This window comes from Acinetobacter lwoffii (assembly GCF_022967985.1).
GTDB lineage: Bacteria > Pseudomonadota > Gammaproteobacteria > Pseudomonadales > Moraxellaceae > Acinetobacter.
Genome location: NZ_JALJVC010000004.1, coordinates 110521 through 132957, shown reverse-complemented (window position 1 = coordinate 132957; position 22437 = coordinate 110521). Strand labels below are relative to the sequence as shown.

At 42.5% G+C, this 22437-nt stretch carries 23 protein-coding genes and 2 tRNA genes; 11 read left to right on the top strand and 14 right to left on the bottom strand.

Going from position 1 to position 22437, the window contains the following annotated elements; all coding sequences use genetic code 11:
* Nucleotides 1–414, bottom strand: a complete 414-nt coding sequence (locus tag MWG72_RS04290; protein ID WP_005105414.1) for a PH domain-containing protein — start codon at nt 412–414, stop codon at nt 1–3.
* 586 nt (nt 415–1000) lie between these two features.
* Between MWG72_RS04290 and fadB the strand changes: the two genes are divergently transcribed.
* Both fadB and fadA read left to right on the top strand, forming a co-directional pair.
* On the top strand, nt 1001–3151 hold the full coding sequence (fadB, locus tag MWG72_RS04285) for a fatty acid oxidation complex subunit alpha FadB (protein WP_247143300.1): 2151 nt from the start codon (nt 1001–1003) through the stop codon (nt 3149–3151).
* Nucleotides 3152–3163: 12 nt separating this feature from the next.
* Complete coding sequence (fadA, locus tag MWG72_RS04280) at nt 3164–4336, top strand: acetyl-CoA C-acyltransferase FadA (protein WP_004729264.1); 1173 nt, start codon at nt 3164–3166, stop codon at nt 4334–4336.
* Between the two features lie 50 nt (nt 4337–4386).
* On the opposite strand, the gene MWG72_RS04275 is transcribed toward fadA, so the two are convergent.
* Nucleotides 4387–7389 (bottom strand): HD domain-containing protein, encoded by a 3003-nt coding sequence (locus MWG72_RS04275; RefSeq protein ID WP_247143299.1) that lies wholly within the window; start codon nt 7387–7389, stop codon nt 4387–4389.
* A 238-nt stretch (nt 7390–7627) separates the two neighbouring features.
* Here MWG72_RS04275 and MWG72_RS04270 point away from each other — a divergent pair, with 238 nt between their 5' ends.
* Nucleotides 7628–8008 carry a hypothetical protein gene (locus MWG72_RS04270; RefSeq protein WP_247143298.1) on the top strand — a complete coding sequence of 127 codons (381 nt, stop codon included), beginning with the start codon at nt 7628–7630 and terminating at the stop codon, nt 8006–8008.
* 97 nt (nt 8009–8105) lie between these two features.
* On the opposite strand, the gene tehB is transcribed toward MWG72_RS04270, so the two are convergent.
* The 7 genes from tehB to MWG72_RS04235 all read right to left on the bottom strand — a co-directional run bounded on the left by tehB (nt 8106) and on the right by MWG72_RS04235 (nt 12134).
* Nucleotides 8106–8972 carry an SAM-dependent methyltransferase TehB gene (gene tehB, locus MWG72_RS04265; protein WP_247143297.1) on the bottom strand — a complete coding sequence of 289 codons (867 nt, stop codon included), beginning with the start codon at nt 8970–8972 and terminating at the stop codon, nt 8106–8108.
* A gap of 215 nt (nt 8973–9187) precedes the next feature.
* The gene (locus MWG72_RS04260; RefSeq protein WP_004647294.1) at nt 9188–9460 is read right to left on the bottom strand and encodes a hypothetical protein; all 273 of its coding nucleotides are present in this window, start codon (nt 9458–9460) and stop codon (nt 9188–9190) included.
* Between the two features lie 109 nt (nt 9461–9569).
* Nucleotides 9570–10319 carry a hypothetical protein gene (locus MWG72_RS04255; protein WP_004647293.1) on the bottom strand — a complete coding sequence of 250 codons (750 nt, stop codon included), beginning with the start codon at nt 10317–10319 and terminating at the stop codon, nt 9570–9572.
* A gap of 226 nt (nt 10320–10545) precedes the next feature.
* Nucleotides 10546–11043 (bottom strand): hypothetical protein, encoded by a 498-nt coding sequence (locus MWG72_RS04250; RefSeq protein ID WP_247143296.1) that lies wholly within the window; start codon nt 11041–11043, stop codon nt 10546–10548.
* A gap of 221 nt (nt 11044–11264) precedes the next feature.
* A tRNA-Phe gene (locus tag MWG72_RS04245) sits at nt 11265–11340 on the bottom strand.
* Nucleotides 11341–11477: 137 nt separating this feature from the next.
* Nucleotides 11478–11553, bottom strand: a tRNA-Phe gene (locus MWG72_RS04240).
* A 203-nt stretch (nt 11554–11756) separates the two neighbouring features.
* Nucleotides 11757–12134, bottom strand: a complete 378-nt coding sequence (locus MWG72_RS04235) for a GNAT family N-acetyltransferase (RefSeq protein ID WP_004278652.1) — start codon at nt 12132–12134, stop codon at nt 11757–11759.
* Between the two features lie 96 nt (nt 12135–12230).
* Between MWG72_RS04235 and hisB the strand changes: the two genes are divergently transcribed.
* The 6 genes from hisB (at nt 12231) to MWG72_RS04205 (ending at nt 16900) form a co-directional block, all read left to right on the top strand.
* Nucleotides 12231–12824, top strand: a complete 594-nt coding sequence (hisB, locus tag MWG72_RS04230; protein ID WP_004729244.1) for an imidazoleglycerol-phosphate dehydratase HisB — start codon at nt 12231–12233, stop codon at nt 12822–12824.
* A complete protein-coding gene (gene hisH, locus MWG72_RS04225) occupies nt 12824–13441 on the top strand; it encodes an imidazole glycerol phosphate synthase subunit HisH (protein ID WP_247143295.1) in 618 nt (205 codons plus the stop codon). The genes hisB and hisH overlap by 1 nt, the downstream gene beginning before the upstream one ends.
* 130 nt (nt 13442–13571) lie before the next feature.
* The gene (locus MWG72_RS04220; protein ID WP_247143294.1) at nt 13572–14090 is read left to right on the top strand and encodes a DUF805 domain-containing protein; all 519 of its coding nucleotides are present in this window, start codon (nt 13572–13574) and stop codon (nt 14088–14090) included.
* Between the two features lie 102 nt (nt 14091–14192).
* Nucleotides 14193–14852, top strand: coding sequence for a 3'-5' exonuclease (locus MWG72_RS04215; protein WP_247143293.1), 660 nt, complete (start codon nt 14193–14195; stop codon nt 14850–14852).
* 317 nt (nt 14853–15169) lie between these two features.
* Nucleotides 15170–15904: a 1-(5-phosphoribosyl)-5-[(5-phosphoribosylamino)methylideneamino]imidazole-4-carboxamide isomerase gene (gene hisA / locus MWG72_RS04210; RefSeq protein ID WP_004278658.1), complete on the top strand. Its 735-nt coding sequence runs from the start codon at nt 15170–15172 to the stop codon at nt 15902–15904.
* A gap of 66 nt (nt 15905–15970) precedes the next feature.
* Entirely contained in the window at nt 15971–16900 is a 930-nt protein-coding gene (locus MWG72_RS04205) for a DMT family transporter (protein ID WP_247143292.1), read from the top strand.
* Between the two features lie 58 nt (nt 16901–16958).
* Here MWG72_RS04205 and MWG72_RS04200 read toward each other — a convergent pair whose 3' ends face one another.
* The 3 genes from MWG72_RS04200 to MWG72_RS04190 are packed head-to-tail and all read right to left on the bottom strand — an operon-like array spanning nt 16959 to nt 18977.
* Nucleotides 16959–17354, bottom strand: coding sequence for a DUF4870 family protein (locus MWG72_RS04200; protein ID WP_004278660.1), 396 nt, complete (start codon nt 17352–17354; stop codon nt 16959–16961).
* Between the two features lie 21 nt (nt 17355–17375).
* The gene (locus MWG72_RS04195) at nt 17376–18002 is read right to left on the bottom strand and encodes a DUF1294 domain-containing protein (protein ID WP_004278661.1); all 627 of its coding nucleotides are present in this window, start codon (nt 18000–18002) and stop codon (nt 17376–17378) included.
* Between the two features lie 27 nt (nt 18003–18029).
* On the bottom strand, nt 18030–18977 hold the full coding sequence (locus MWG72_RS04190) for a homoserine kinase (RefSeq protein WP_004647285.1): 948 nt from the start codon (nt 18975–18977) through the stop codon (nt 18030–18032).
* 113 nt (nt 18978–19090) lie between these two features.
* On the opposite strand from MWG72_RS04190, the gene hisF reads away from it, so the two are divergent.
* Entirely contained in the window at nt 19091–19849 is a 759-nt protein-coding gene (gene hisF / locus MWG72_RS04185; protein ID WP_004647284.1) for an imidazole glycerol phosphate synthase subunit HisF, read from the top strand.
* Nucleotides 19850–20134: 285 nt separating this feature from the next.
* Here hisF and MWG72_RS04180 read toward each other — a convergent pair whose 3' ends face one another.
* Nucleotides 20135–20779: a sterol desaturase family protein gene (locus MWG72_RS04180; protein ID WP_247143291.1), complete on the bottom strand. Its 645-nt coding sequence runs from the start codon at nt 20777–20779 to the stop codon at nt 20135–20137.
* 108 nt (nt 20780–20887) lie between these two features.
* Between MWG72_RS04180 and MWG72_RS04175 the strand changes: the two genes are divergently transcribed.
* The gene (locus tag MWG72_RS04175; protein ID WP_247143290.1) at nt 20888–21898 is read left to right on the top strand and encodes an AraC family transcriptional regulator; all 1011 of its coding nucleotides are present in this window, start codon (nt 20888–20890) and stop codon (nt 21896–21898) included.
* A gap of 277 nt (nt 21899–22175) precedes the next feature.
* On the opposite strand, the gene MWG72_RS04170 is transcribed toward MWG72_RS04175, so the two are convergent.
* Nucleotides 22176–22421, bottom strand: a complete 246-nt coding sequence (locus tag MWG72_RS04170) for a hypothetical protein (protein WP_005250397.1) — start codon at nt 22419–22421, stop codon at nt 22176–22178.
* Between the last annotated feature and the right edge of the window lie 16 nt (nt 22422–22437).

Sequence of the window (22437 nt, the reverse complement as noted above, 5' to 3'; positions counted from 1 at the left end):
TCAGTTTTTATTCGGCTGAAGCACCTGTATAAAAGCAGTTTGATCTTTGGGTGAAACCAATATAAATTTCTGCACGCCCGCATCAGTATAGTCAATCCGCAGACGCTTTAAAGATAAGGCTGGCGCAATGATAGAGTGGTCTGTGGGCTGAATGGATTGGATTTCACTTAACGGAATCTTCCAGCTTAACCACAGGCTTTTTATGGTCAACACCCCATTGTCCATCACATAGCGCGTACTCCACAGCGGCCACCATAAAATGATAATAGTCAGGACATAAACCGCAGTGTGCAGCGGATATTGCTGCATAGTGCCTTTGGCCTGCATGGTCAGCAGTAGTTGCAGCAACAGGCCACTCATACAAATCACAAAAGCCAGCAGCCACCAGTCTTTTTTAGAACGAAATACGTGCATCGATATCCCCCATATCTAAGTGCAAGATCATCATAAACAATTCCATAGCAGATGACAGGGATTCAACCCGGCAGGATGGGAATTATTTTAAATCACACATCGACAGGATCGTTCCCATTTTCGATCTCATCAGAAAAGTTCAGTAACTCAAATGATCTAATACACTGTTATTTGTGCTGATTAAATACTATCAGCAAAGACCTGAAAGTCCTGCGCTCAGCATACTTCGAGGCTAAAAATGGCAAGTTCAAGGATAGAAATTGACTGAATTGACAAAATTCCGCTAGAAATGCACCTTGAAAATCAGTCACCCTGCTCCATATCTATCAGGCTAATTGATAAAAAATAATGAATTGAAACAAAATCTTTGGTTCATCTTCTTTTAGAAAACTGAAAGGAAAAGTTATAGCGGGGCGGATCAGTCTGGCAGAAATTGATGACCATTGCGTCACGGCTTGATACAACTTGTTATGTTCTTTTTGGATATAGTTATCGTAAGATTAGCGAAGTCAAAAAGTGCGCGGGACATGCGCACTTGCTTCACAACATCAACTTAGAAGTCCTCCAAAATAAAGGAGATCAGGGCATGATCCACGCTGGCAATGCCATTACCGTCCAAATGCTTGAGGACGGGATTGCAGAATTCCGCTTTGACTTACAAGGTGAGTCCGTTAACAAATTCAACCGTGCAACGATTGAAGATTTCAAGGCTGCTATCGAAGCCGTCTCCCATGCCGATATTCAAGGTCTGATTGTGACTTCAGGCAAATCTACATTTATTGTAGGTGCTGATATCACTGAATTCGGCGACAACTTTGCTCAGGGTGAACAAGCGATTGTTGACTGGGCAATGCCAGTACATGAAATTTTTAACAGCTTCGAAGACCTCGACATTCCTAAAGTGGCTGCAATTAATGGCATGGCACTGGGTGGCGGTTTCGAAATGTGCCTGGTGTGTGACTACCGTGTCATGTCAGAACAGGCACAAGTGGGCCTACCTGAAATCAAGCTGGGTATCTTCCCGGGCTTCGGTGGTACGGTTCGTTTAAGCCGTCTGATCGGTATCGACAACGCGGTAGAATGGATGGCAATGGCCAATCCTAAGAAGCCAGCTGCTGCGCTGAAAGACGGCGCAGTCGATGCTGTCGTTCCTGCTGACAAGCTACAAGATGCTGCACTTGATCTGGTAAAACAGGCGATTCATGGCCGTTTAGACTGGAAAACCAAGCGTCAGGAAAAACTCGATCCAGTTAAACTCAGCCCGATCGAACAGATGATGGCGTTTAACTCATCGAAAGGCATGGTTCTGGCAAAAGCTAATCCAGCTCAATACCCTGCACCAAAATTACTGCTTGATTCTCTTCAAGCGGGTGCGAGCCTGCATCGTGATGACGCGCTGAAAGCGGAAGCTGAAGGTTTTGCTAAAGCAGCAGTCACACCACAAGCAGGTGCCTTGATCGGTTTGTTCCTGAATGACCAGATCGTGAAAAAAACCTCGAAGCGCTATGAAAAAGGTGCGCATCCAGTGAACCAGGCGGCTGTTCTAGGCGCAGGTATCATGGGTGGCGGTATTGCTTACCAGGCGGCAAGCAAAGGCACACCGATCATCATGAAAGACATCGGTAACCAGCAACTTGCTTTGGGTATGAAAGAAGCCAATGGTTTACTGACCAAACAAGTTGAACGTAAGAAGATGAAGCCTGCTCAAATGGGTGAAACGCTTGCTCGCATCCGTCCAACTTTAAGCTATGACGAGTTTAAAGAAGTGGACATCGTGATCGAAGCCGTAACTGAAAATCCAAAAGTCAAAGGCATCGTACTGAAAGAAACTGAAGCGAAAGTTCGTGAAAACACGATCATTGCATCTAATACTTCTACGATTTCAATCACGCGTCTGGCTGAAAACCTGGAACGTCCTGAAAACTTCGTCGGTATGCACTTCTTTAACCCGGTACATATGATGCCACTGGTTGAAGTGATTCGTGGTGCGAAGACTTCTGCTGAAGCGATTGCAACGACTGTTGTGCTTGCTCAGAAAATGGGTAAAACACCAATCGTAGTGAATGACTGCCCGGGCTTCCTGGTAAACCGCGTACTGTTCCCTTACTTCGGTGCATTTGACCTGTTACTGAAAGATGGTGCTGACTTCCAGCAAATCGATAAAGTCATGGAAAAATTCGGCTGGCCAATGGGCCCTGCTTACCTGATGGACGTTGTCGGTATCGACACTGGCGTACACGGTGCAGAAGTGATGGCTGAAGGCTTCCCGGATCGTATGAAACCTGATTTCAAAGGTTCGATTCAGGTGATGTACGAAAACAACCGTCTGGGTCAAAAGAACGACGTTGGTTTCTACAAGTATGAACTTGACCGTAAAGGCAAAAAAGCCAAAGTGGTTGATCCAACTGCGTATGAGCTTGTGGCCTCTGTTGCAACTGCGGAAAAACGTGAATTTGACGCTCAGGAAATCATTGATCGCATGATGCTGGCTTTCTGTAACGAAACTGTTCGTTGCCTGGAAGACAACATTGTAGCCACTGCTGCTGAAGCAGATATGGCCATGATCATGGGTGTTGGTTTCCCTCCATTCCGTGGTGGTCCATGCCGTTACATCGATCAAACTGGTGTAGCTGAGTATGTTGCGCTTTGCAATAAGTATGCGCACCTTGGTAAAGCTTATGAAGCGCCAGAAATGTTGCGCGAAATGGCTGCTAACAACAAAAAATTCTACGGTTAAGGAGCAACGTGAATGGCTACTTTAAATCCACGTGACGTTGTCATCGTTGATGGCGTACGTTCAGCAATGGGTAAAACCAAAAACGGTATGTTCCGCAATGTACGTGCCGACTCGATGTCTGCTGAGCTTGTCCGTGCCCTATTGGTACGTAACGAATTCGACCCGCATGAAGTTGAAGACGTAATCTGGGGCTGTGTGAACCAAACCCTAGAACAAGGTATGAACATTGCCCGTAATATCGCATTACTTGCAGACCTGCCGAAGACTGTTGCAGGTCAAACGGTGAACCGTCTTTGTGGCTCGTCTATGCAGGCGATTCACACTGCGGCTGCGCAAATTGCAACGAACCAAGGTGATATCTTCATCATCGGTGGTGTTGAGCACATGGGCCATGTGGGAATGATGCACGGCATCGACCTGAACCCTGAAGCGTCTAAGCATTATGCTAAAGCGTCGAACATGATGGGTCTGACTGCTGAAATGCTGGGTCGTATGAACGGCATTAGCCGTGAAGAACAGGATGCGTTTGGTGTGGAATCACATCGCCGTGCCTGGGCTGCGACTGAAAACGGTCTGTTCCAGAATGAGATCGTCGGCATTGAAGGTCATAATGCAGATGGCTACAAAATCCTGTGTGATATCGATGAAGTGATCCGTCCAGATGCGAACCTTGAATCGTTCAAATCTTTGCGTCCAGTGTTCGATCCGAAAGGCGGTACAGTAACTGCAGCGACTTCATCAGCCTTGTCTGATGGCGCTTCTGCAATGTTGTTGATGTCTGCTGAACGTGCTCAAGCTTTAGGTCTTAAGCCACGCGCTGTAATTCGCTCTATGGCGGTTGCGGGCTGTGATGCTGCGATCATGGGTTATGGTCCAGTTCCGGCAACACAAAAAGCGTTGAAACGTGCTGGCCTGTCAATTGCTGATATTCAGACTTTTGAATTGAACGAAGCCTTTGCTGCACAAGGTCTATCTGTTCTTAAAGGCTTAGGCATTTATGATAAGCAAGACATCGTGAACCATAACGGTGGCGCGATTGCATTGGGTCACCCATTGGGTTGTTCTGGTGCGCGTATCACGACGACATTGCTAAACGTAATGGAACAGCAAGATACGCAAATCGGTCTTGCGACGATGTGTATCGGCCTAGGTCAAGGTATTGCCACAGTGATCGAACGTGTTTAATTCTTAAATACTTAGATAAAAAGAAACCCCGCTTTATGCGGGGTTTCTTTTTATTTCTGAATCCAATCTGGATGAAACGTTTCTAATAATTTTCTAATTTTTTCTTCCAACTTTTTGTATAATTCTACAAAATCCTCAAATTTTAAATTTTCATATTTCTCATGTCTTGCCTTCCAAGTATATTTAGTTAGTTCATTATTATTTAAATAATCAACTTTAATATTTTCACCTGCTTCCAAATTATTGGAACATATATAAAATGGTAAAATTAAGTGATTAAATTTTAAATTTTCCAGTCCAACTAATCTCTCAACCAAAATTGATTTAGTAAATAATGGCTTGAACTCATCGAAGAACTTTTCATCCAACCATTCTTCATTAAAATTAATTCTCTTTCGATTAGATTGAATAGCATTTTTAATTTGGTTTATTATTTTAATTTCATTTTCAGTAAATCCCTCATACTCTTCCTTTGTATATCGAATAATTTCGTAACCATTAATTTTTTCATTCGATACAAATCCTCCCTTCTCAATCCAATTTTGATCAAAAACAGCTTTAAATAAACTATTAAAGCTACTAGGAAAGACTAAATCATGTTTTGACAATTTAGATGTGTCAAAACTAGAATTAATAAAACTATCCACATGATATATATTAAATTTATTTGAATTTAAAAGCTCATTAAAGCTTTTATCATAAAGCTTACATTTCTCATTCTTATATTTATAATTTAACAAAGATTCCGACCCAAAAATTTTTCTATTTTTCCAAGAAACTTTACTCTCATCATCATTTAAAAAAAACTCGAACAAATCAAATAATTCATTATCATTCAAAATATTTTTTAATTCATATCTATATTTATCAACTATATGTTTAGAAATCTTATGTAAAAATCTGTCGTCAATAAACTTCTTTTCAAAGTTATTACTCCAAGCATTTCTGTTTGTCTGTAATGTATTCTTAGCATCAAAACCATATAACATTAGATAAATATCAAATGGTTTTACATAATATCTTATATGTCCAACATCTTGACCTTTAAAACCACCTCTCAGATCACTACGTAACTCATTAAGACCATCTTCGTGTGAATTATTGATACAAAAATAAAGATTATATTTTTCTATCCATATACAATTTTTTAAATCAATTTCACGTAAAGGAAAAACATTATCTATTTTAATTTTCCAAAAATCATTAAATTCATAAGGAAAACATACTTTTTCCAACACTTTCTCTTTAATATTCTCGATTTGAGTGGCGATCGTAAAAACATCAAACATTTCCTCTCTTATCGGATCATGATTAGAATATAAAAATTTATATAATTTGGAGTGATTAAAACTATAGCTTCTAGCTCTCCTTTTAATTTTTAATTTTAGTTTTAAAGTTGTACCACTATCACCATTTGATTCTTTTATCTCTTCTATAAAACAATATCCTTTTTTTGAGTTCAGAGGAGAATTTAACTCTATCTTATAAGTTTTATAATCAATTGAATTTGTTGTAATAATAGTTATTTTCTGATCATCTTCATTGAGTTCTTTTAATAATAAGAAAGCACTATGTAAACCAATACCAAACTGTCCAGAAGGTCTCATCCACTTTGGCATCTTATTTATTATTTTTTGCTTCTCAATATTCTTACTTGAACCTGCTACTTTTTGCATATATTTCAAGTCTTGCAAACTAATTCCTGTCCCCTTATCTTCAATTTTAAATTCCCACCAAGCATCATCACTATCATCGATAATTTCTAATCTTTCAAAAGACAATTTAATTGGATAATTTTTAAAAATATTTTGTGTATTTTCATCATAAGGATGTGCATTTTTAGGAAATTTAATTTTTCCTTTTTCGGAATCATTCCAAACCCTTATTAGGGTGGCATCAATAGCATTTTGAATTAACTCCCTATAAATATTTGTATCATCCTTATATAAACCACTTCCCTCTAGTATCTCCAATGCATTACTTTCATCAATTGAAAATTTCATTGGTTTATTACTCAATAGAACTCTATTACCTTGCATACGCACATCTAGTTGTTCAATAGTAGGTAGTGAACCAAATTTTAAATCAGGAACAATCAAATTCCATTGTGACATTTGATTTTGAAATTCTTCACGTATCCAACCAAACCAGTTTTGAGTTTCCACATAAGACATTTCATCTGGACACTCAGCAACAAGCTTGACTGTTCGTGTATCAAGTTGAAACTCTCGTAATGATAAATGCTTGTCATGATGGTGTTTGCTGACAGAAGGCATATTGCTGACATGCTTTGCCATGACGGGACAAAAACGATTGTCATCTAAATCAAATAAATCCCCTAAACGAAGCAAGCACCCTATAAATCTTGGATGGCAATTTTCTGTTCCCAAACCTGTTTGTTTATAAGGAATAGTCTCCATCAAAGTACTAAAATTCATACCGTGAGAGACACAAATTTGCCCTAAATAACGATAGATTCGATTTGGAAGAAGCTCTGTTCTAGGTGAAGTGATTCCTAAGTCTTTAAACGGGTCTTCAACTAATTTTCCCACTCGTTTGTCATGACCTCGTCTAAACCACTCAGCAATCAATTGGCGATATTTTTCGACTCCATCAAAAGGGTGATCTAAAGTTCCAATTGCTGACAACCAATTATTTTCCACATACGCTTGGCAAAATTTTTGTAAGTCATGCCCTTTTTCATTCGCGATCGTTTGGATCATAAAATTAAAATCAGGATTGGTATGCACTTCTTTAGCATTTTTAGCATCAACCAACATGCCTACATCATGCCAATAGGCTGCTTCAAGGATTAACCACGTATCTGTAGCACTCAATAAATCTACATCATCACCTAAAATACGCTCAATATTTACAAGAATTTGTTGTGAGTGCGAAGCATTGTGATTACTAAAATGTGGATAGAAACCACCAATATTTTCTAACGCTTTTCCAACCAGTTTTTGGTCAAATTCCCACTGTGCATATAGAATGGCAACATTAGCGTCAGCCTCACATTTATTTTTTAGATGTTGAATTAATCTAGTGCTCATAGGTTTTAAATTTTTAGTAATTTAAGTTCTATATTAATCAATAATTAAACAATTTAATAAGGAGTTTTAAATAAATAGATCTTTTTATCCGATTAAAAAAACCTCAATTTTTTTCAAATGTTATCCCTTTGTAATTTAAGTTGAATAATCAACCAATAAAATCCTATTTATGAAGTACTTAAATTTTATATATGTATGATCAAGCCTCTTTTTTTCCTATTTCCTTAAAAGGGTTTATATGAACATGCTTAAAACAATGATCGCAACTGCAATCGTAGCGACTTCTGCATCTGCAATGGCAACTGAAGTTCAAGTTGCGCCAGCAACTGTTGTAACCAAAACAACCCAAACTGTTGCCAAAGAAGCTGCTGCACCTGTACAACCGAAAGTTGAAGCGACTCAAGCGACTGTTACTGCAACTCAACAAGCGGCTGAAACTAAAGCTGAAGCAGTAAAAACAGAAGCAACGACTCAAGTAGAAACAGCTCAAGCTACAGCAGAACAACACGTCGAAGCTGCAAAAACTGAAGCAGTAGAAACCAAAGACGCTGCTGCTGAAAAAGCAGAAGTAAAAGCCGAGAAAAAAGGCTGGTTCTCTTGGTTTAAAAAAGCAGCTTAAGATTTTTTAAGCATAAAAAAAGATGTCATCCTGACATCTTTTTTTGTTTTAGGTGGTTTCATTTAAATTCGATAATTTAAAAAAAATCCTCAATCTTCTATTCAGCCTTCTGCGCCAACATGGTGGCAAAATGCTGCTTAATCCGCTGACCTTGTGCATCGACACGGTATAGCTCACCGATATCTTCATTGTATTTCACAATATTCCAGCCCTCATAATATCCTCGCAATTCTCCCGGCTGAAAAGCAAATGGAAAATCGGCTTGTGCCGGAATATCTGGCGTATCCATGGCACAGACAATCAGATTATAGCCACCCGGCACGGTCGCCTGCTGCATCTGTGCAATGAGCGGTGGAATGGTTTTCGCCTCAAGGAACATCATCACTACAGTACAGTAGATAAAGTCATATTGGCCTGCAATGCTGGTATCCGTGTTAAGGTCGCGGCGCTGTACCTGCATATGATCAATCTGCTCGGTCTGCACAATCTGTCTTAAAGTCTGCAAACTGTTTTCGTTAACATCCCAGGCATCGACATTAAAGCCGTTCTGACTCAAATAAAGCGCATTACGGCCTGTACCACAGCCGACGTCCAGCGCACAGCCACCTTTTAAATAGGGCATCGCTGCCAGCACTTCAGAATGGGTAGGATTTAACTGATATTTCTTGATGAAGTAATCCTCAGGCCGGCAGTAAAAACGTAGCTGACATTCAACATCTTCACTGGCAGAAACAATTTTGTGCCAGGCCTCAGGCTCAATAAATGGCGGCTGCTGCTCTAGTGTAAACACATGCTCGGATTGCACTGCGCCAGATTCTTCCAGCATGGCAAAATGCAGCTCACCTTTTAATACTGTCAGTTTCGCCCAGGTGCCGGCTTTGGTATTGTGCTGATTCTTAAAGCCCTGAGGAATACTCTGCTGGTTCCAGACTGGAAGTTCCTTATAACATATCAACTGTTGCATAATTTTTGCCCTCCATATCATCCATGCTCCGCCTGTCATTCTTTTGGCAGCGGTAATTAATTCAGCATAGCCTGTTCAAATCGGAATTGGAATCAGCACCTGTTCGCGCTGTGCCGATGCAACAGCAAGATCAATACCAGTTTTCTATCAAAATAAAAAAGCTGCCTCTCTTGAGACAGCTCGGTTATCTATCAACGAGGAATATGACGATTCGATTAATGCAGCAGTTCCGACTTTAGCCAGTTGATATATTTATCCTGATCCATAAAATCCGGTGCGCTCCCCAGATCCAGACTGAAATACTGCTGATTGAACTGAATCACAATCTGTTCGGTATAGTGCCAGTCCTCGATCAGCGTGAAATATTGATTCAAGAACAACCGGTTCTTGTCCCCGTTATTCATCCTTTGTAATTTTGGACATGTTTTATTTGCGACAAACTCACCGTACACCTGCTGAATATCAGCAAAAACCTGAATTGTTTGCATGACTCACCTGCTTAAATGTTATGTCGTGATCTGTGCGACCCTTTCAATTTAGCAAGTGAGTTTGAACAGCAGATGACAGTCCTATGGCAATCCTGTCATCTAAATCAGGCTACAACTTGTTTTCAACCGCTTTCTGGTTAGCGCTCGCAACTCGTTCCATCTGCTTATTGAGGAACAGCATTTCTTTATACAGCGCATTAAACTCTTGCACGGCTTTATCGTCATAGAACATAAAGGTGTTATTTTTCTTTTGCCATTTATGCTTTTTCAATACTGCAAATAAGGCATCTGCCTTGGCCAGAGTCTGTTTTTCAATTTCAAAAATGACATGTGCATTACTATTTTGCTGACTGTCTTTCAGGGTCAGGCTTAGTTGCTGGCGATAACGGTTTTTAATATCCAGTTGCTGCGCCTTGTCGATCAGCTCGGCATCACGCTGCTGGATTTTCTGCTGATAGCTATTCACAATTTGATGCACTTGCTTGAGCATCGCTTCAGTTTCTTTATAGCCTTGTGCCTGATCCTTGGCCAAGCGGTCAATATTCAGAAAATTCTGCCAGTTGGCGGCTTTTAAGTCGCGTAGATACTGATTTCGTTCCTCGGCACTGTCGCGCAATTGCCCCAACATAAATTCAGCCATGATGGCATAGTCACCATCCAGACGGTCATCCTCAAGTTCAATCTGAATCGGTTTAGACCAGTCCTGTGCCTGCTGCGCAATACTCTCGGTTTTTTCTTCAAGCACAGTTTCATATTCGAGCAGCTCGGCCTGATGTTTTTGCTGGACCGAATTCTGATAAAACAGCCCAATAAAAATTGCCAGTGTCACAGCGGCTACAATCATAAAAACACGCGACATGTATACGCTCCAGCTCTGTCAGTCAGATCTTGTTGATTTACATCCACTATGCTTATTTTTTAAACACAATTCAAGGCATTTGATTTTTCCAATAATACGTCTAGCTTAGACAGAAATTGCTCCTCTCACAAAGCTACCCTTTCCCAGAACACTATTTTGTCGATCTCGTTGCATGGCAGATTTAATAAGCTCGTTTAACAAAGTTATCTAGATCGACAGGCGCACATTATGGGGAATTAAACGGCAGGCTCAGATTCAGCCGGTTCGGATCGAATTGTTCCCGAACAATATTCACATTGGTGGCATCGCGGTTAATTCCAAAAGGTTGCAGCAATACATATACCCCATTTCTTGGGTCTGAAGACTGCAAGCCTTGTGCGATGGCCAATACATATTCACGGAACACTACAGGCAAGCTATCCAGATTAGGGTCGGCAGGTGCACGCATCACATCTATATTCGCGACTACGTCGCCATCCACGCTATAGGCCTGAATTTCACGTTCAATTTTCATCAGGCGCATTTGCAGAGCCTTACGCTGGCTGTTCTGTTCCTGATAAGGCAACATTTTTTCAGTCACGGCACGCAGTTCCGGTTCCGCCATGACAGTCAGAGTCGGCAAGACGACAGAATCAGCAGCAGGCGCAGCATAGCTTAAAATCGGTAGGCTAAAAGCAGTACAGGCCGTAAGAAAGCCGAGTTTAATTGGTGTTAGGAGATTCATCATTTTCACCCTCGTTTGGAAAAGGGAAAGCGTCAAAGCTAAATCTTACAAATAATGCCAGTGCCTATTGTTAAGTTTGATAAACGGTCAATGATGCATAAAAAGGCAGGAAACGTCGAAAAAGAAGAAATTGAAACAACTGAATAATAGAAAAGAATGCTGATCTAGCTTTGGTACAGGCAAAAAAAATCCCCAAACCAAGTTTGAGGATTTTTTGAATATGGTGGCGAGACCCAGGATCGAACTGGGGACACACGGATTTTCAATCCGTTGCTCTACCTACTGAGCTATCACGCCGATGCGGTGTATTAAGCCGTATCTGGCCTCATTAGTCAATCAAAATTATGAAAAAAATATTTGAGTGGCTGATTTTTGGCCTAAAAAAAATCCCTGATGGGATCAGGGATTGAAAACTTTGAAATCGTTTTAAAATATGGTGGCGAGACCCAGGATCGAACTGGGGACACACGGATTTTCAATCCGTTGCTCTACCTACTGAGCTATCACGCCGATGTCGCGTATTAAACAGTTTCAGCTGTAAATCGTCAAGAGCAGAGAGAATAATTTTCGTTAAATGTTTACTTTTCCATCAACTCGCGTGAATTTGAGTCATAAATCGAACAGTTTTTACCAAAGACCTCAGCAATAAAACAGATTTAAGCGCTTATTTACATAAAAAAGCAGCCTAATGACTGCTTGATATTGCTCTATCTTCAGATTTTTTCCAGATTGGCGAGACAACGATGAATGGCCCCACAGCCTGGGACGAAATTTTTCACGCCTTTTTCTTCTTCCATGCGGCAGACTTCGCTGACCAGCCTTTCTGCCACACCACGACCGCGATTGGCCGGATGTACCACGATATTTTCCAGAATGCGGCTTTCGCCCTGTCCAGTGCACCAGATTGCCCCAATAATTTTGCTATTAAATTCTGCGCTATAAACTGAGGTATACTGTGCAAGGTTTTGCTCTAGTTGTTCCATGGCATCTGCCCCGTCGCTAAATTCCGGGCTGGTGTCATACAGTCGCTCAAGCTGGCTGCGCACTTCGTCATTTTCTAAAGAAGTATAAGCATGTACGGTGATAGGCATTGATAAACCCTCCTGAGCAATCTAATATGCGGTGACTTCGTCACGGCGAAAATATTTTCTACATCAATCATTTTGACGTATTTGAGGAACGTGTCTATGACAGATCGTATCAGTGAAGTGGTAAGAAATACCAACGAAACCAAAATTCGAGTTCGTTTGAATCTCGATGGTACTGGTCAAGGCACCTTAAACACGGGTATTCCCTTTTTAGATCATATGATTGATCAAATCAAGCGTCATGGCCTGTTTGATATTGATATTCATTGTGATGGCGACCTGGAAATTGACGACCATCATACTGTGGAAGACTGCGGTATTACGCTGGGTCAGGCATTTGCACAGGCATTAGGCGATAAAAAAGGCCTGAAACGCTATGGTCATTTCTATGCGCCACTCGATGAGTCTTTAAGCCGTGTCGTGGTGGATCTGTCTGGTCGTCCGGGTCTGTTTATGGATATTCCATTTACCCGTGCCATGATCGGCCGTTTTGATGTGGATTTATTCTCTGAGTTTTTCCAGGGCTTTGTAAACCATTCCTTGATGACGGTGCATATCGACAACCTGAAAGGCAAAAACAGCCATCACCAGATCGAAAGCGTATTTAAAGCATTTGCGCGTGCGCTGCGTATGGCCTGTGAAGTGGATCCACGTGCTGCCAATACGGTAGCTTCAACCAAAGGTACACTGTAATGACCCGTATTGCCCTTCTTGATTATGGCATGGGAAATTTGCACTCTGCGGCAAAAGCATTAGAACATGTCGGTGCCACAGTTGATGTGACCAATGATCCTAAACTGATTGCGCAAGCAGACAAGATTGTTTTTCCGGGCGTAGGTGCGATGCGTGACTGTATGCAAGGCATGCACGAAGCCGGGATTGATGAAGTGGTACGCAATGCCGTATTTAACAAACCGGTACTGGCCATTTGTGTCGGCATGCAAGCCTTGATGCAGCATTCGGAAGAAAATGGCGGTACCGATGCACTGGGTATTTTCGAAGGTGCGGTTAAGCATTTCCCAGAAATGGCGGGCTTAAAAGTGCCGCATATGGGCTGGAACCAGGTGCATCAGGTCGAGCCTGATCATCCGATGTGGAACAATATCGAACAGGATGCGCGTTTCTACTTTGTGCACAGTTACTATGTAGAACCACAAGATTCAGAATTGGTGGCAGCTACTTGTACCTATGGCATTGAGTTCTGTACTTCAATTCATAAAGAAAACCTGTTCGCGACCCAGTTCCATCCGGAAAAAAGTCATACTGCCGGTTTGCAGTTATTGAAAAACTTTGTGGAATGGAAAATCTGATTTTCCTTTTCTCTAAAAGCTCGCAGATTGCGGGCTTTTTTATTGGTTATTTTTTACACTTTTCATTTATAAAAAACCCCTTTATCATAGACTTGCTTATAAAAAATATAATAAAAACAAAGGAAAAATAATGAGTAATACAATTCAGGATTCGGGGTGGAATGCATCAGGACGTTTTGGGCGACGTTCTTATATCGCATGGAATATGCTGCTTGGTTTTTGCTTTATGAGCATCGGGATCATTGCTGCTTTCATTTTGCCTGGAATGAGTCCAGAGACTTTAGATGGTAAAATGTCTATGCCTTTAATGGTGATGTTGGTTTTGATCTACGGCGTTGCGATTTATTTTAGCGTGATTTTTTTAATTCGTCGTTTACATGACCGTAATCATAATGGCTGGCTTTCTTTACTGATCTTTGTGCCGGTCGTGAACCTTGTCTTTACACTTTACCTGTTATTGGCGCCAGGTCACAATGAAAATAATGAATATGGCCCTCCACGCACTACACGTGGCTGGGAAACGCTTTTGGTGGTGCTATATCTGGTACTTGCGGTTATTTTGGCAGCCTTTGCTGTCCCTGCTTATCAGAATTATGTTGAACGTGCTCAACAGGCACAGATGGAACAGAGCAGCTATCACACTGATTAATCCTTGTTAAATTTTGCATAAAGCCCATGAAGAATGGGCTTTATTTTGCCTAGAGCTGGAAAAGTGATTAAGCTTAACGCATTCATTTCATGATTGAAGCTTATGCAACAGCTGCTGGACACGTTACCAAGCAAGGAACAAATTCAGACTTTTCCTGTATTTAAAAATCTTCCGATGCAACAGATTCAGGTGATTAATCGCCTGGAACAATGTTATGTTTTTGAACAGGAGCTAAAAAGCCATGCAGTCCTGGGTTTCGATTCTGAGTCCAAGCCCACCTTTAAAGTCGGTGAAGTCTCCACTGGGCCACATCTGATTCAGCTAGCTACTTTAGATAAAGCCTATTTATTTCAAATGAATGATTCGATCTGGGATTTTCTTAAACCGATCTTTGCCAGCAGAGACCAGATCAAGGTCGGTTTTGGCCTGAAAAATGATGCGCACCTGTTTCGTAAAAAAGGAATTGAGCTGAATAGTGTGATTGAACTGTCCAAATGTTTTAAAGCTTTTGGTTTAAATAATCCGGTTGGATTAAAAAATGCCATGGCGTTGTTGTTTCAACTGAATTTCCCCAAATCGAAACGGATTAGTACTTCGAACTGGACCAGCAAGAAGCTCAGCCCGGCACAAATTGCTTATGCAGCCGCAGATGCCTATGCGCCCGTGCTGGTATTTGAAGAATTACAACGTCGGGATTTATTACCCAGAGAGATTCCCAATACTTCACTGAAATTGCGAATCCGTCCTTCATCGACGGCTTAAGCGCTTAAGTGGCGTGTTGGTTCTGGCAACTTAATGTCGCATAAAAGCTGGGATGAGCGCGTTCGATGAGAGAGCTGTGACTTTAACAGGTCTTACAGCTTCGATTATCGATCCGCTCAGTACACGACCCGTTGTGGAAAATCTGATTGCCATTCAAGAGACGGATCATTAAAACCATTAAAATAAATTACCTCACTGCTACCTATCTATGGACAGGTTTTCTTTATTCATACCGTTTAAGAGTTAGAAATTTCGACTTTATTTGCTAAGATGAATACACTCAAATTCATTCTAAAGATTAAGCAAGGAGCGAAAGCATGCTGATCATCCCTGCAATTGACCTGAAAGATGGCAAATGTGTCCGTTTAAAACAAGGTCGTATGGAAGACGATACCGTATTTTCAGACGATCCGGTCGCAACAGCACAGCATTGGGTAAATGAAGGCGCTCGCCGCTTACATTTAGTAGATTTAAACGGTGCTTTCGCAGGTACACCAATCCATAAGCCAGTGGTTGAAGCCATTGTCCGATCTCAACCTGATTTGCCGATCCAGATTGGTGGTGGTATCCGTTCTCTGGAAACCATTGAGCATTATCTGCAAGCCGGTGTTTCTTTTGTGATCATTGGCACCAAAGCAGTTCAGGATCCTGAATTTGTTGAAGAAGCATGTCGAAAATTTGCTGGTCATATTATTGTTGGGATTGATGCCATGAATGGCATGGTAGCAACAGATGGCTGGGCCAATGTGACTGATGTCAAGGCTACTGACCTGGCGAAACGTTTTGCCGATGCGGGCGTGTCAAGCATTGTCTACACGGATATCGCGCGTGATGGCATGATGCAGGGTGTGAATATTGAGCAAACCGTGAATCTGGCGCAATACTCAGGTTTGCCTGTGATTGCTTCAGGCGGCGTGACCAATCTGGATGACGTGCGTAACCTGAAAGACCAACCGGGTATTTTAGGTGCAATTACCGGCCGTGCGATTTACGAAGGTACATTAAGCTTGCGTGAAGCACAGTTATTGCTAGATGAGCAACAGGCGCTATAATTAAGTCTGCTGTAAAAGAGGTCTTCGGACCTCTTTTTTATTTTTTTAATTTTCTGATCTCCTGGCATGTCTACACTTATTTCCAAAAATCACTCCGGCTGGATGGTGAAAGCGCCGCAACTCGCCTTGATCCTGATCACCATTATCTGGGGTGGCAGTTTTACTACCGTGCAATACGGGCTGAACTTTAGCAGTCCGATTATGTTTGTCGGCCTGCGTTTTGCTGCAGCAGCGCTTGCCGTCACCCTGATTTCCCTAAAGTCGCTAAAAGGCATGAACCTGAAAGAGGTGTTCGCTGGCGCGGTAATTGGGATCATGATCGCCATCGGCTACGGCACCCAAACTGTGGGTTTGCAGACCATCAGCAGCAGTGAGTCGGCTTTTTTAACGGCCTTGTATGTTCCGCTGGTTCCGATCCTGCTCTGGCTCATGTTCCGTAAAAAACCGCATGTCATGACCTGGATCGGAGCGCTGTTTGCCTTTATCGGTCTGGTGTTTTTGACAGGAAATGGTTTTGCTGCGATTCAGCTCAGTTTCGGGCAAACCCTGACTTTGCTCGGTTCGATTGCGATTGCACTGGAGATTATTTTTATCAGCCATTTTGTCGAGCAGGTGAATGTACGCCGGGTCACCGTGCTGCAACTGATTTTTGCGTCCCTGTTCTGCTTTATGATCGCACCTGTTTTAGGTGAATCTCAGCTACCTGAATTCCACTGGCATCTGGCAGGGATTTTAGTCGGTTTGGGCATTGCCAGTGCCTTGATTCAACTGGTGATGAACTGGGCGCAGCGCATGGTCGACCCATCACAGGCAGCGATTATCTATGCCGGCGAACCGGTATGGGCAGCCCTGTTTGGCCGTCTGGCCGGAGAACGTTTACCGTCACTGGCTTTATTAGGCGGATTGCTGGTGGTACTGGGCGTGATTGCCAGTGAATGGAAACCGAAGTTTTTAAGAAAACAACCAACAGAAGAATTAAAGCAAGATCTTTCTTAATTCCGCTAAATCCCCCTGAAAAAGAGGGATTTTTTTCTCTAGGGAAATACGGCTAAAATTATTTGCTATACATCGGTCTATTGTCATTTAAGCGCATGATGCCGCGAATCGCCCGATACACAATCCAGATCCAGGCCAAAACCACCACCACTAAACAGAACGCGGATGCACCAAATGCGACCCCTGCAAACAGGTTAGGATCTTCACCGGTAAAGAACAAAAAGAAAAATGGAATAAAGGCGACGATATTCCAGAACAGATACCACCAGAAACTGCGGATCTGCCAGGTAAAATGGCTTTCAAAGATGGAACCGCGCACATCGTGCCGTTTCACATAGTTAATGATCAACGCCACAAGAGCCAGCAGGCCAGCACTAAAAATGGCCACAATATATAAAATGTACAGTGCAAAAGTCAGTGTGCGGTTTGAATCTTTATCAATGGAATAGTTCACGTCCCCTCCTAGTACTTCCCCCTAGATATTTAAACTATTCAATGGGGAAATTAGCCATATAATCAAAATGATGTTAAAGACTATGGTACAAAAATATATCTGCCGGAAAGGTTGTTTTTGTGTTTTATGCCGTAATTTCTGCTGTGCCAGCCATGCTGCTGGCCAGCCGCCCAAGAAAGCCACCAGATGCAGAGTATTTTCCGGAATACGACGGTTGCCCAACTGGGCTGCTTCTTTGTCTTGGGCATAAAGCCAGTAGCTGAGCGCATTCATCAGGCTGACCAGCAACAACACCAGTCCACTCAGTAAACCACCCAAGGTCAAAGCCACCAGTAAAAGAATATAGGCCACACAGGCAATCTGCATCGGCTGTAATTTCTGTGTCTGCTGTGGCTTGGAGGGTTTGAATTTTGCTTGCAGACTTTTGGCTTGTACTGCTTTCAGGTACATCACCTGCTGCGCACGATAACGGCCGCGTTCATCCAGAATGACCAGATAATCCAGCGCACAGCCCACGATTGGACGTGGCCCAGGCTTGGCAAAGTCCTTGATATGCAGAAATACGCGATCTTTGGCCGGATCACTGGGCTGGATAAAACCATAGCCTTGGTCATCAAACCATTCCACTAAGCGTCCCTGATCGCGCATATTCCCTATCCCTGTTGATTTGATTGTTTAAGCGGTGACGAATTTTAAGCGTTCAATCAGCATATTACGCATTTCATCCGGATTTTTTTGCAAAATATCTTCGCCGGTACGGCCTAATGCTGCATTACGCTGAGCCACCTGCAGACGCATCATCCAGAACCGTCCTGCTGCCATAGCCAGATACAATTCCAGGCAAGCGCGTTCATCACTGGTTAAAGAACGAATCGTTTCATAGGCATTTAAAAAGGCAATCGCTTTTTCTTCGTTTAAGATTACGTCAGGATATTCGGTACAGAAGTCATTTAACGTAATGGCGATATCAAACAACCACTCATCTTTATTCAGCTCATAAAAATCCAGAATGCCATTCAGCTGATCGCCATCAAATAAGGTATTATCCCGGAACAGATCCGAATGAATGAAACCACGTGGACGATCCGGATATACCGCCGTCAACGCCTCATATAAACCTAATAATTTACCGAGCAAGACTTTATCTGCCGGACTTAAACTTGGTTTAATCTCTTGAGAAACGGCCAGCCAATAGGCATGATCACGCACAAAATTACGTTCTAATTTAAAGTCTTTGAGTGCCACATGCATTTTCGCCTGAGCCACTGCAATCGCTTCAACCTGCGCGACGGTAGATGGCATCGGATGTTCACCCATCAGGCGTGGTGCAATCTGTGCCGGTTTATCTTTAATACTGTGAATGGCTTTGCCTGAATGGGATAAAGGCACTGGAACGGCCAACCCGGCGTGACCCAGATGTTCTAAAACAGGAACCAGCTCACCTGCTGCCTGTTCATCCATATCTTCAAATACGGTCAGCACATATTGCTGGTCTTCGCAGACTAAAAAGTAGTTGGTATTTTGAATACCGCCTTGAATGGGAATCAGATCAATCACCTTTAAACCATAAGGCGCCGCAAAATCCTGAACTTCCTTTAAAGTCAAAGTGGTATAAACCGACATAGAAAACCTGCGAAAAAACTTACATAATTTTGCTAGAATACCGTTTCCATCTGCCAAGGTGTAGCGCTTGCGTGGGTGAGTTTCATAATCGGCTGTAATAATTGGAAAAATTTATGCTAGCTAAACGTATTATTCCTTGTCTGGACGTGGATAACGGCCGCGTGGTCAAGGGTGTCCAGTTCCTTGATATTCGTGATGCGGGTGACCCGGTCGAAGTGGCGCGCCGTTATAATGAACAAGGTGCCGATGAAATTACTTTCCTTGATATTACCGCTACACATCATGGACGCGATACCACTTATCGTACAGTAGAACGCATGGCCGAATCGGTTTTTGTACCCCTGACTGTCGGTGGCGGTGTACGTAAAGTCGAAGATATCCGTCTATTACTCAATGCCGGTGCAGACAAAGTCAGCATCAACTCGGCTGCGATTTATAATCCCGAGTTTGTGCAGGAAGCGTCTCAACGCTTTGGCGCACAGTGTATCGTTGTTGCAATTGATGCCAAAAAAACTGGCGACCACAAATGGGAAATTTTCACCCACGGTGGCCGTAAAGAAACCGGGATTGATGCGATTGAATGGGCTGTGAAAATGGCTGACTTCGGCGCAGGTGAATTACTGATTACTTCGATGGATGCCGATGGCACCAAAGCCGGTTACGACATTGCCCTGATGCGTGCCATCAATGACCGCGTCACGGTACCGACGATTGCTTCTGGTGGTGTGGGTAATTTACAGCATTTGGCGGACGGCATTATCCATGGTGGTGCTGATGCAGTACTGGCAGCTTCAATTTTCCATTTTGGCCAGCACACCATTCCGGAAGCCAAAGCCTATATGGCAGCCCAAGGCATTGAAATGCGCCTCTAAGCCGTTTTAGATGATGATTTGATTAAAGAGTGTTTTTATAAACACTCTTTTTTTATGCCTTAAATAAAACAACACAGCAAATACGGGACAAAAAAAGGAGTCTTTCGACTCCTTATAAAACCAAGATAAGACTACAGCACTTGGTATTCAAAATAACTCATTACACCCAGAAACATTATCAGTATGAGGCTTTGCTCACCGACAGGAGCAAATATAAGTGAAATCCGCAGGACAATATTGACAATACAATCGTATTTTATTGACAAATCACGACAAAGCCCTGTTTTACTCCATAACCTGCGTATTTAACTGCTTCATTACCGTATTTTTTGTCATTTTAGAGGAAGCATCGGCCGATTTAACCGGAAAATATTGTTCTGCCCAGCGGTTGAGTTTTTTCGAGATCGGTGCAGGCAAGCTCAGACCTAAAGGATTCTGTTCCTGCAAATCTGCCGAGGAAATCACACGGGTACCGAGCAGATAATCAAACCAGGGCTTGGTGACGCACCAGTTGGCATCCTGATTACTATTCATATGATGATCATAATGCCAGGGCAATTTCTTTTTGGCCCATTCCGGCTCCAGATGAGCCCGGCGATGTAAATAATAATAGTTGCCTGCACCATATAAGGCAGCCAGTGACATACCTTTGGAAAAAGGATAAAAACTGAGTCCAAAAACGGTCGCGACGACTGCCAATGAGGCAATTTCATTGCGGGTACGCCAGTTGTCCAGTCCTTCTACATAGCCGAAATCGGAAAATTCCGTTTTTCGCACAATCCGGTGATGCTCCCAGTGTGAGCGCATACTCTCGGGTACCGGACTATAACGGCTCTGTCCCGGCCGGTGAACACCATGCAATACATATTTATGTGCAAACCATTCAAATCCATTTGCGACGACAAGTCCTGCCAGAAAACCTTTCCACATAATCTTTTACCTCTTGGTCTATTTTTAATATAGGCTAAATAAAAGACTAGATATTGACCAAAATATTCAATATGATTGACAAAATACGACAAAATAAAAGAATTAAAAATGCTGGTTCTAAAAAACTACGTAGGTTCAGTATACGGTGGTTTAGGACATTTACTTTTGGACTATTATCAGTTGAAACAGCTTGAAGTCCCTGAGAAATTATTGGCCATTCAAAATCTGGAACGCTTTGATTTCGCCTTGTGGCGTGATCTGTTAACAACACTTGATCAACAGCTGCAACGACCGGCTTTAGGCTTGGAAATCGCCCAACTGGTTGAAGCTAAACACCTCGGTATTATTGGCTATCTGGCCCTCTCAAGTGAGACCCTGGGTGAAGCCTTTATGCGCTATCATGATTATCATCGTCTGATTTATGATGGCGGCCCACTTCAGCTGCAATGGCAAGGCGATTATCTGTCGATTGGCTGGGTTGAAGTTCCCTTTCATCTGAATACCCAACTGACCGATGAAATCGCGATTGCGCTAATGACGGAATTCGTAAAAGCCAATGTTCAGAACCCGCACGGGGTTCAGTTATATGAAGTGCATTTCCAGCATGCAATGCCTAAAAATATTGCACTTTATGAGCAATATTTCGGCTGTAAAGTCCGCTTTTCTCAAGCCAAAAATCAGGTATTGATGCATGTCAGTGAACTGTCCAGACCACTGAAACAGGGCGACCAGACCTTGCAAAAACTGCTGATGCAACAGGCCAAAGCATTATTAGAAAAATTCCCGTACTCCACTCTGGTAGATCAGCAGCTGCAACAGGCGATTCTAATTGGCCTGCAAAAAAACCTGTTCCAGATCAAACATATTGCCGAGCAGATGAATTTTTCCGTGCGTCAGTTACAACGCCATTTGCAGAAACAGGGCAAAACTTATCAGCAATGTATGCAGGAGATTCGCTGCATGCTGGCTATGCAATATCTGAAAGATCCGCACTTGAGTTTGCAGGAAACTGCCATGTTACTCGGTTATTCTGAACAGAGTGCGTTTCAGCGTGCCTTTAAGCAATGGACCCAACTAACGCCGCAGCAGTGGCGCCAACAGAATATGTCAGCTGCTTAAACCACCAGCATGTTGGTTTGATATACGGGCTTCAAGCAGCGTTCATGACTTAAATCCCTTCCCCCTATGACCTGATGATAAATATAAAAGTAAGGGCTTAAAATATGGATAAATATCTTGGCGAATTGCTCGGCACGTTCTGGCTGGTGTTTGGAGATATTGCGGGAGCAAAAAAATTAGGCTTTTCAATAAAAGCCATCTAAAAAGCCATGATTTCTAGATTCTATTTTTCTGCATGTTTTACATGGAACATGCAGATCATCGCGTTTAAAAACGCTTATAAAAATGGATTTTCAATTTCATCCAGGTCATCACGCTGAATTTTTTCTGGCAAATCCGGTGTATTTTCCAGTTGTTGCACCACATCATTCAAAAAAGCCTGCAAGGCTTTGGCCACTTTCAGTCCCTGCTGATCCTTGGTGATTTGCAAGTTACCATACACGCTGACGCAGTCCAGATCATTTTCCAAAGTCAGATCATGAATGGCATGGGATTCGCTGCCATTTTCAAACGCTTTAAACATATCCTCTTCACCTGTC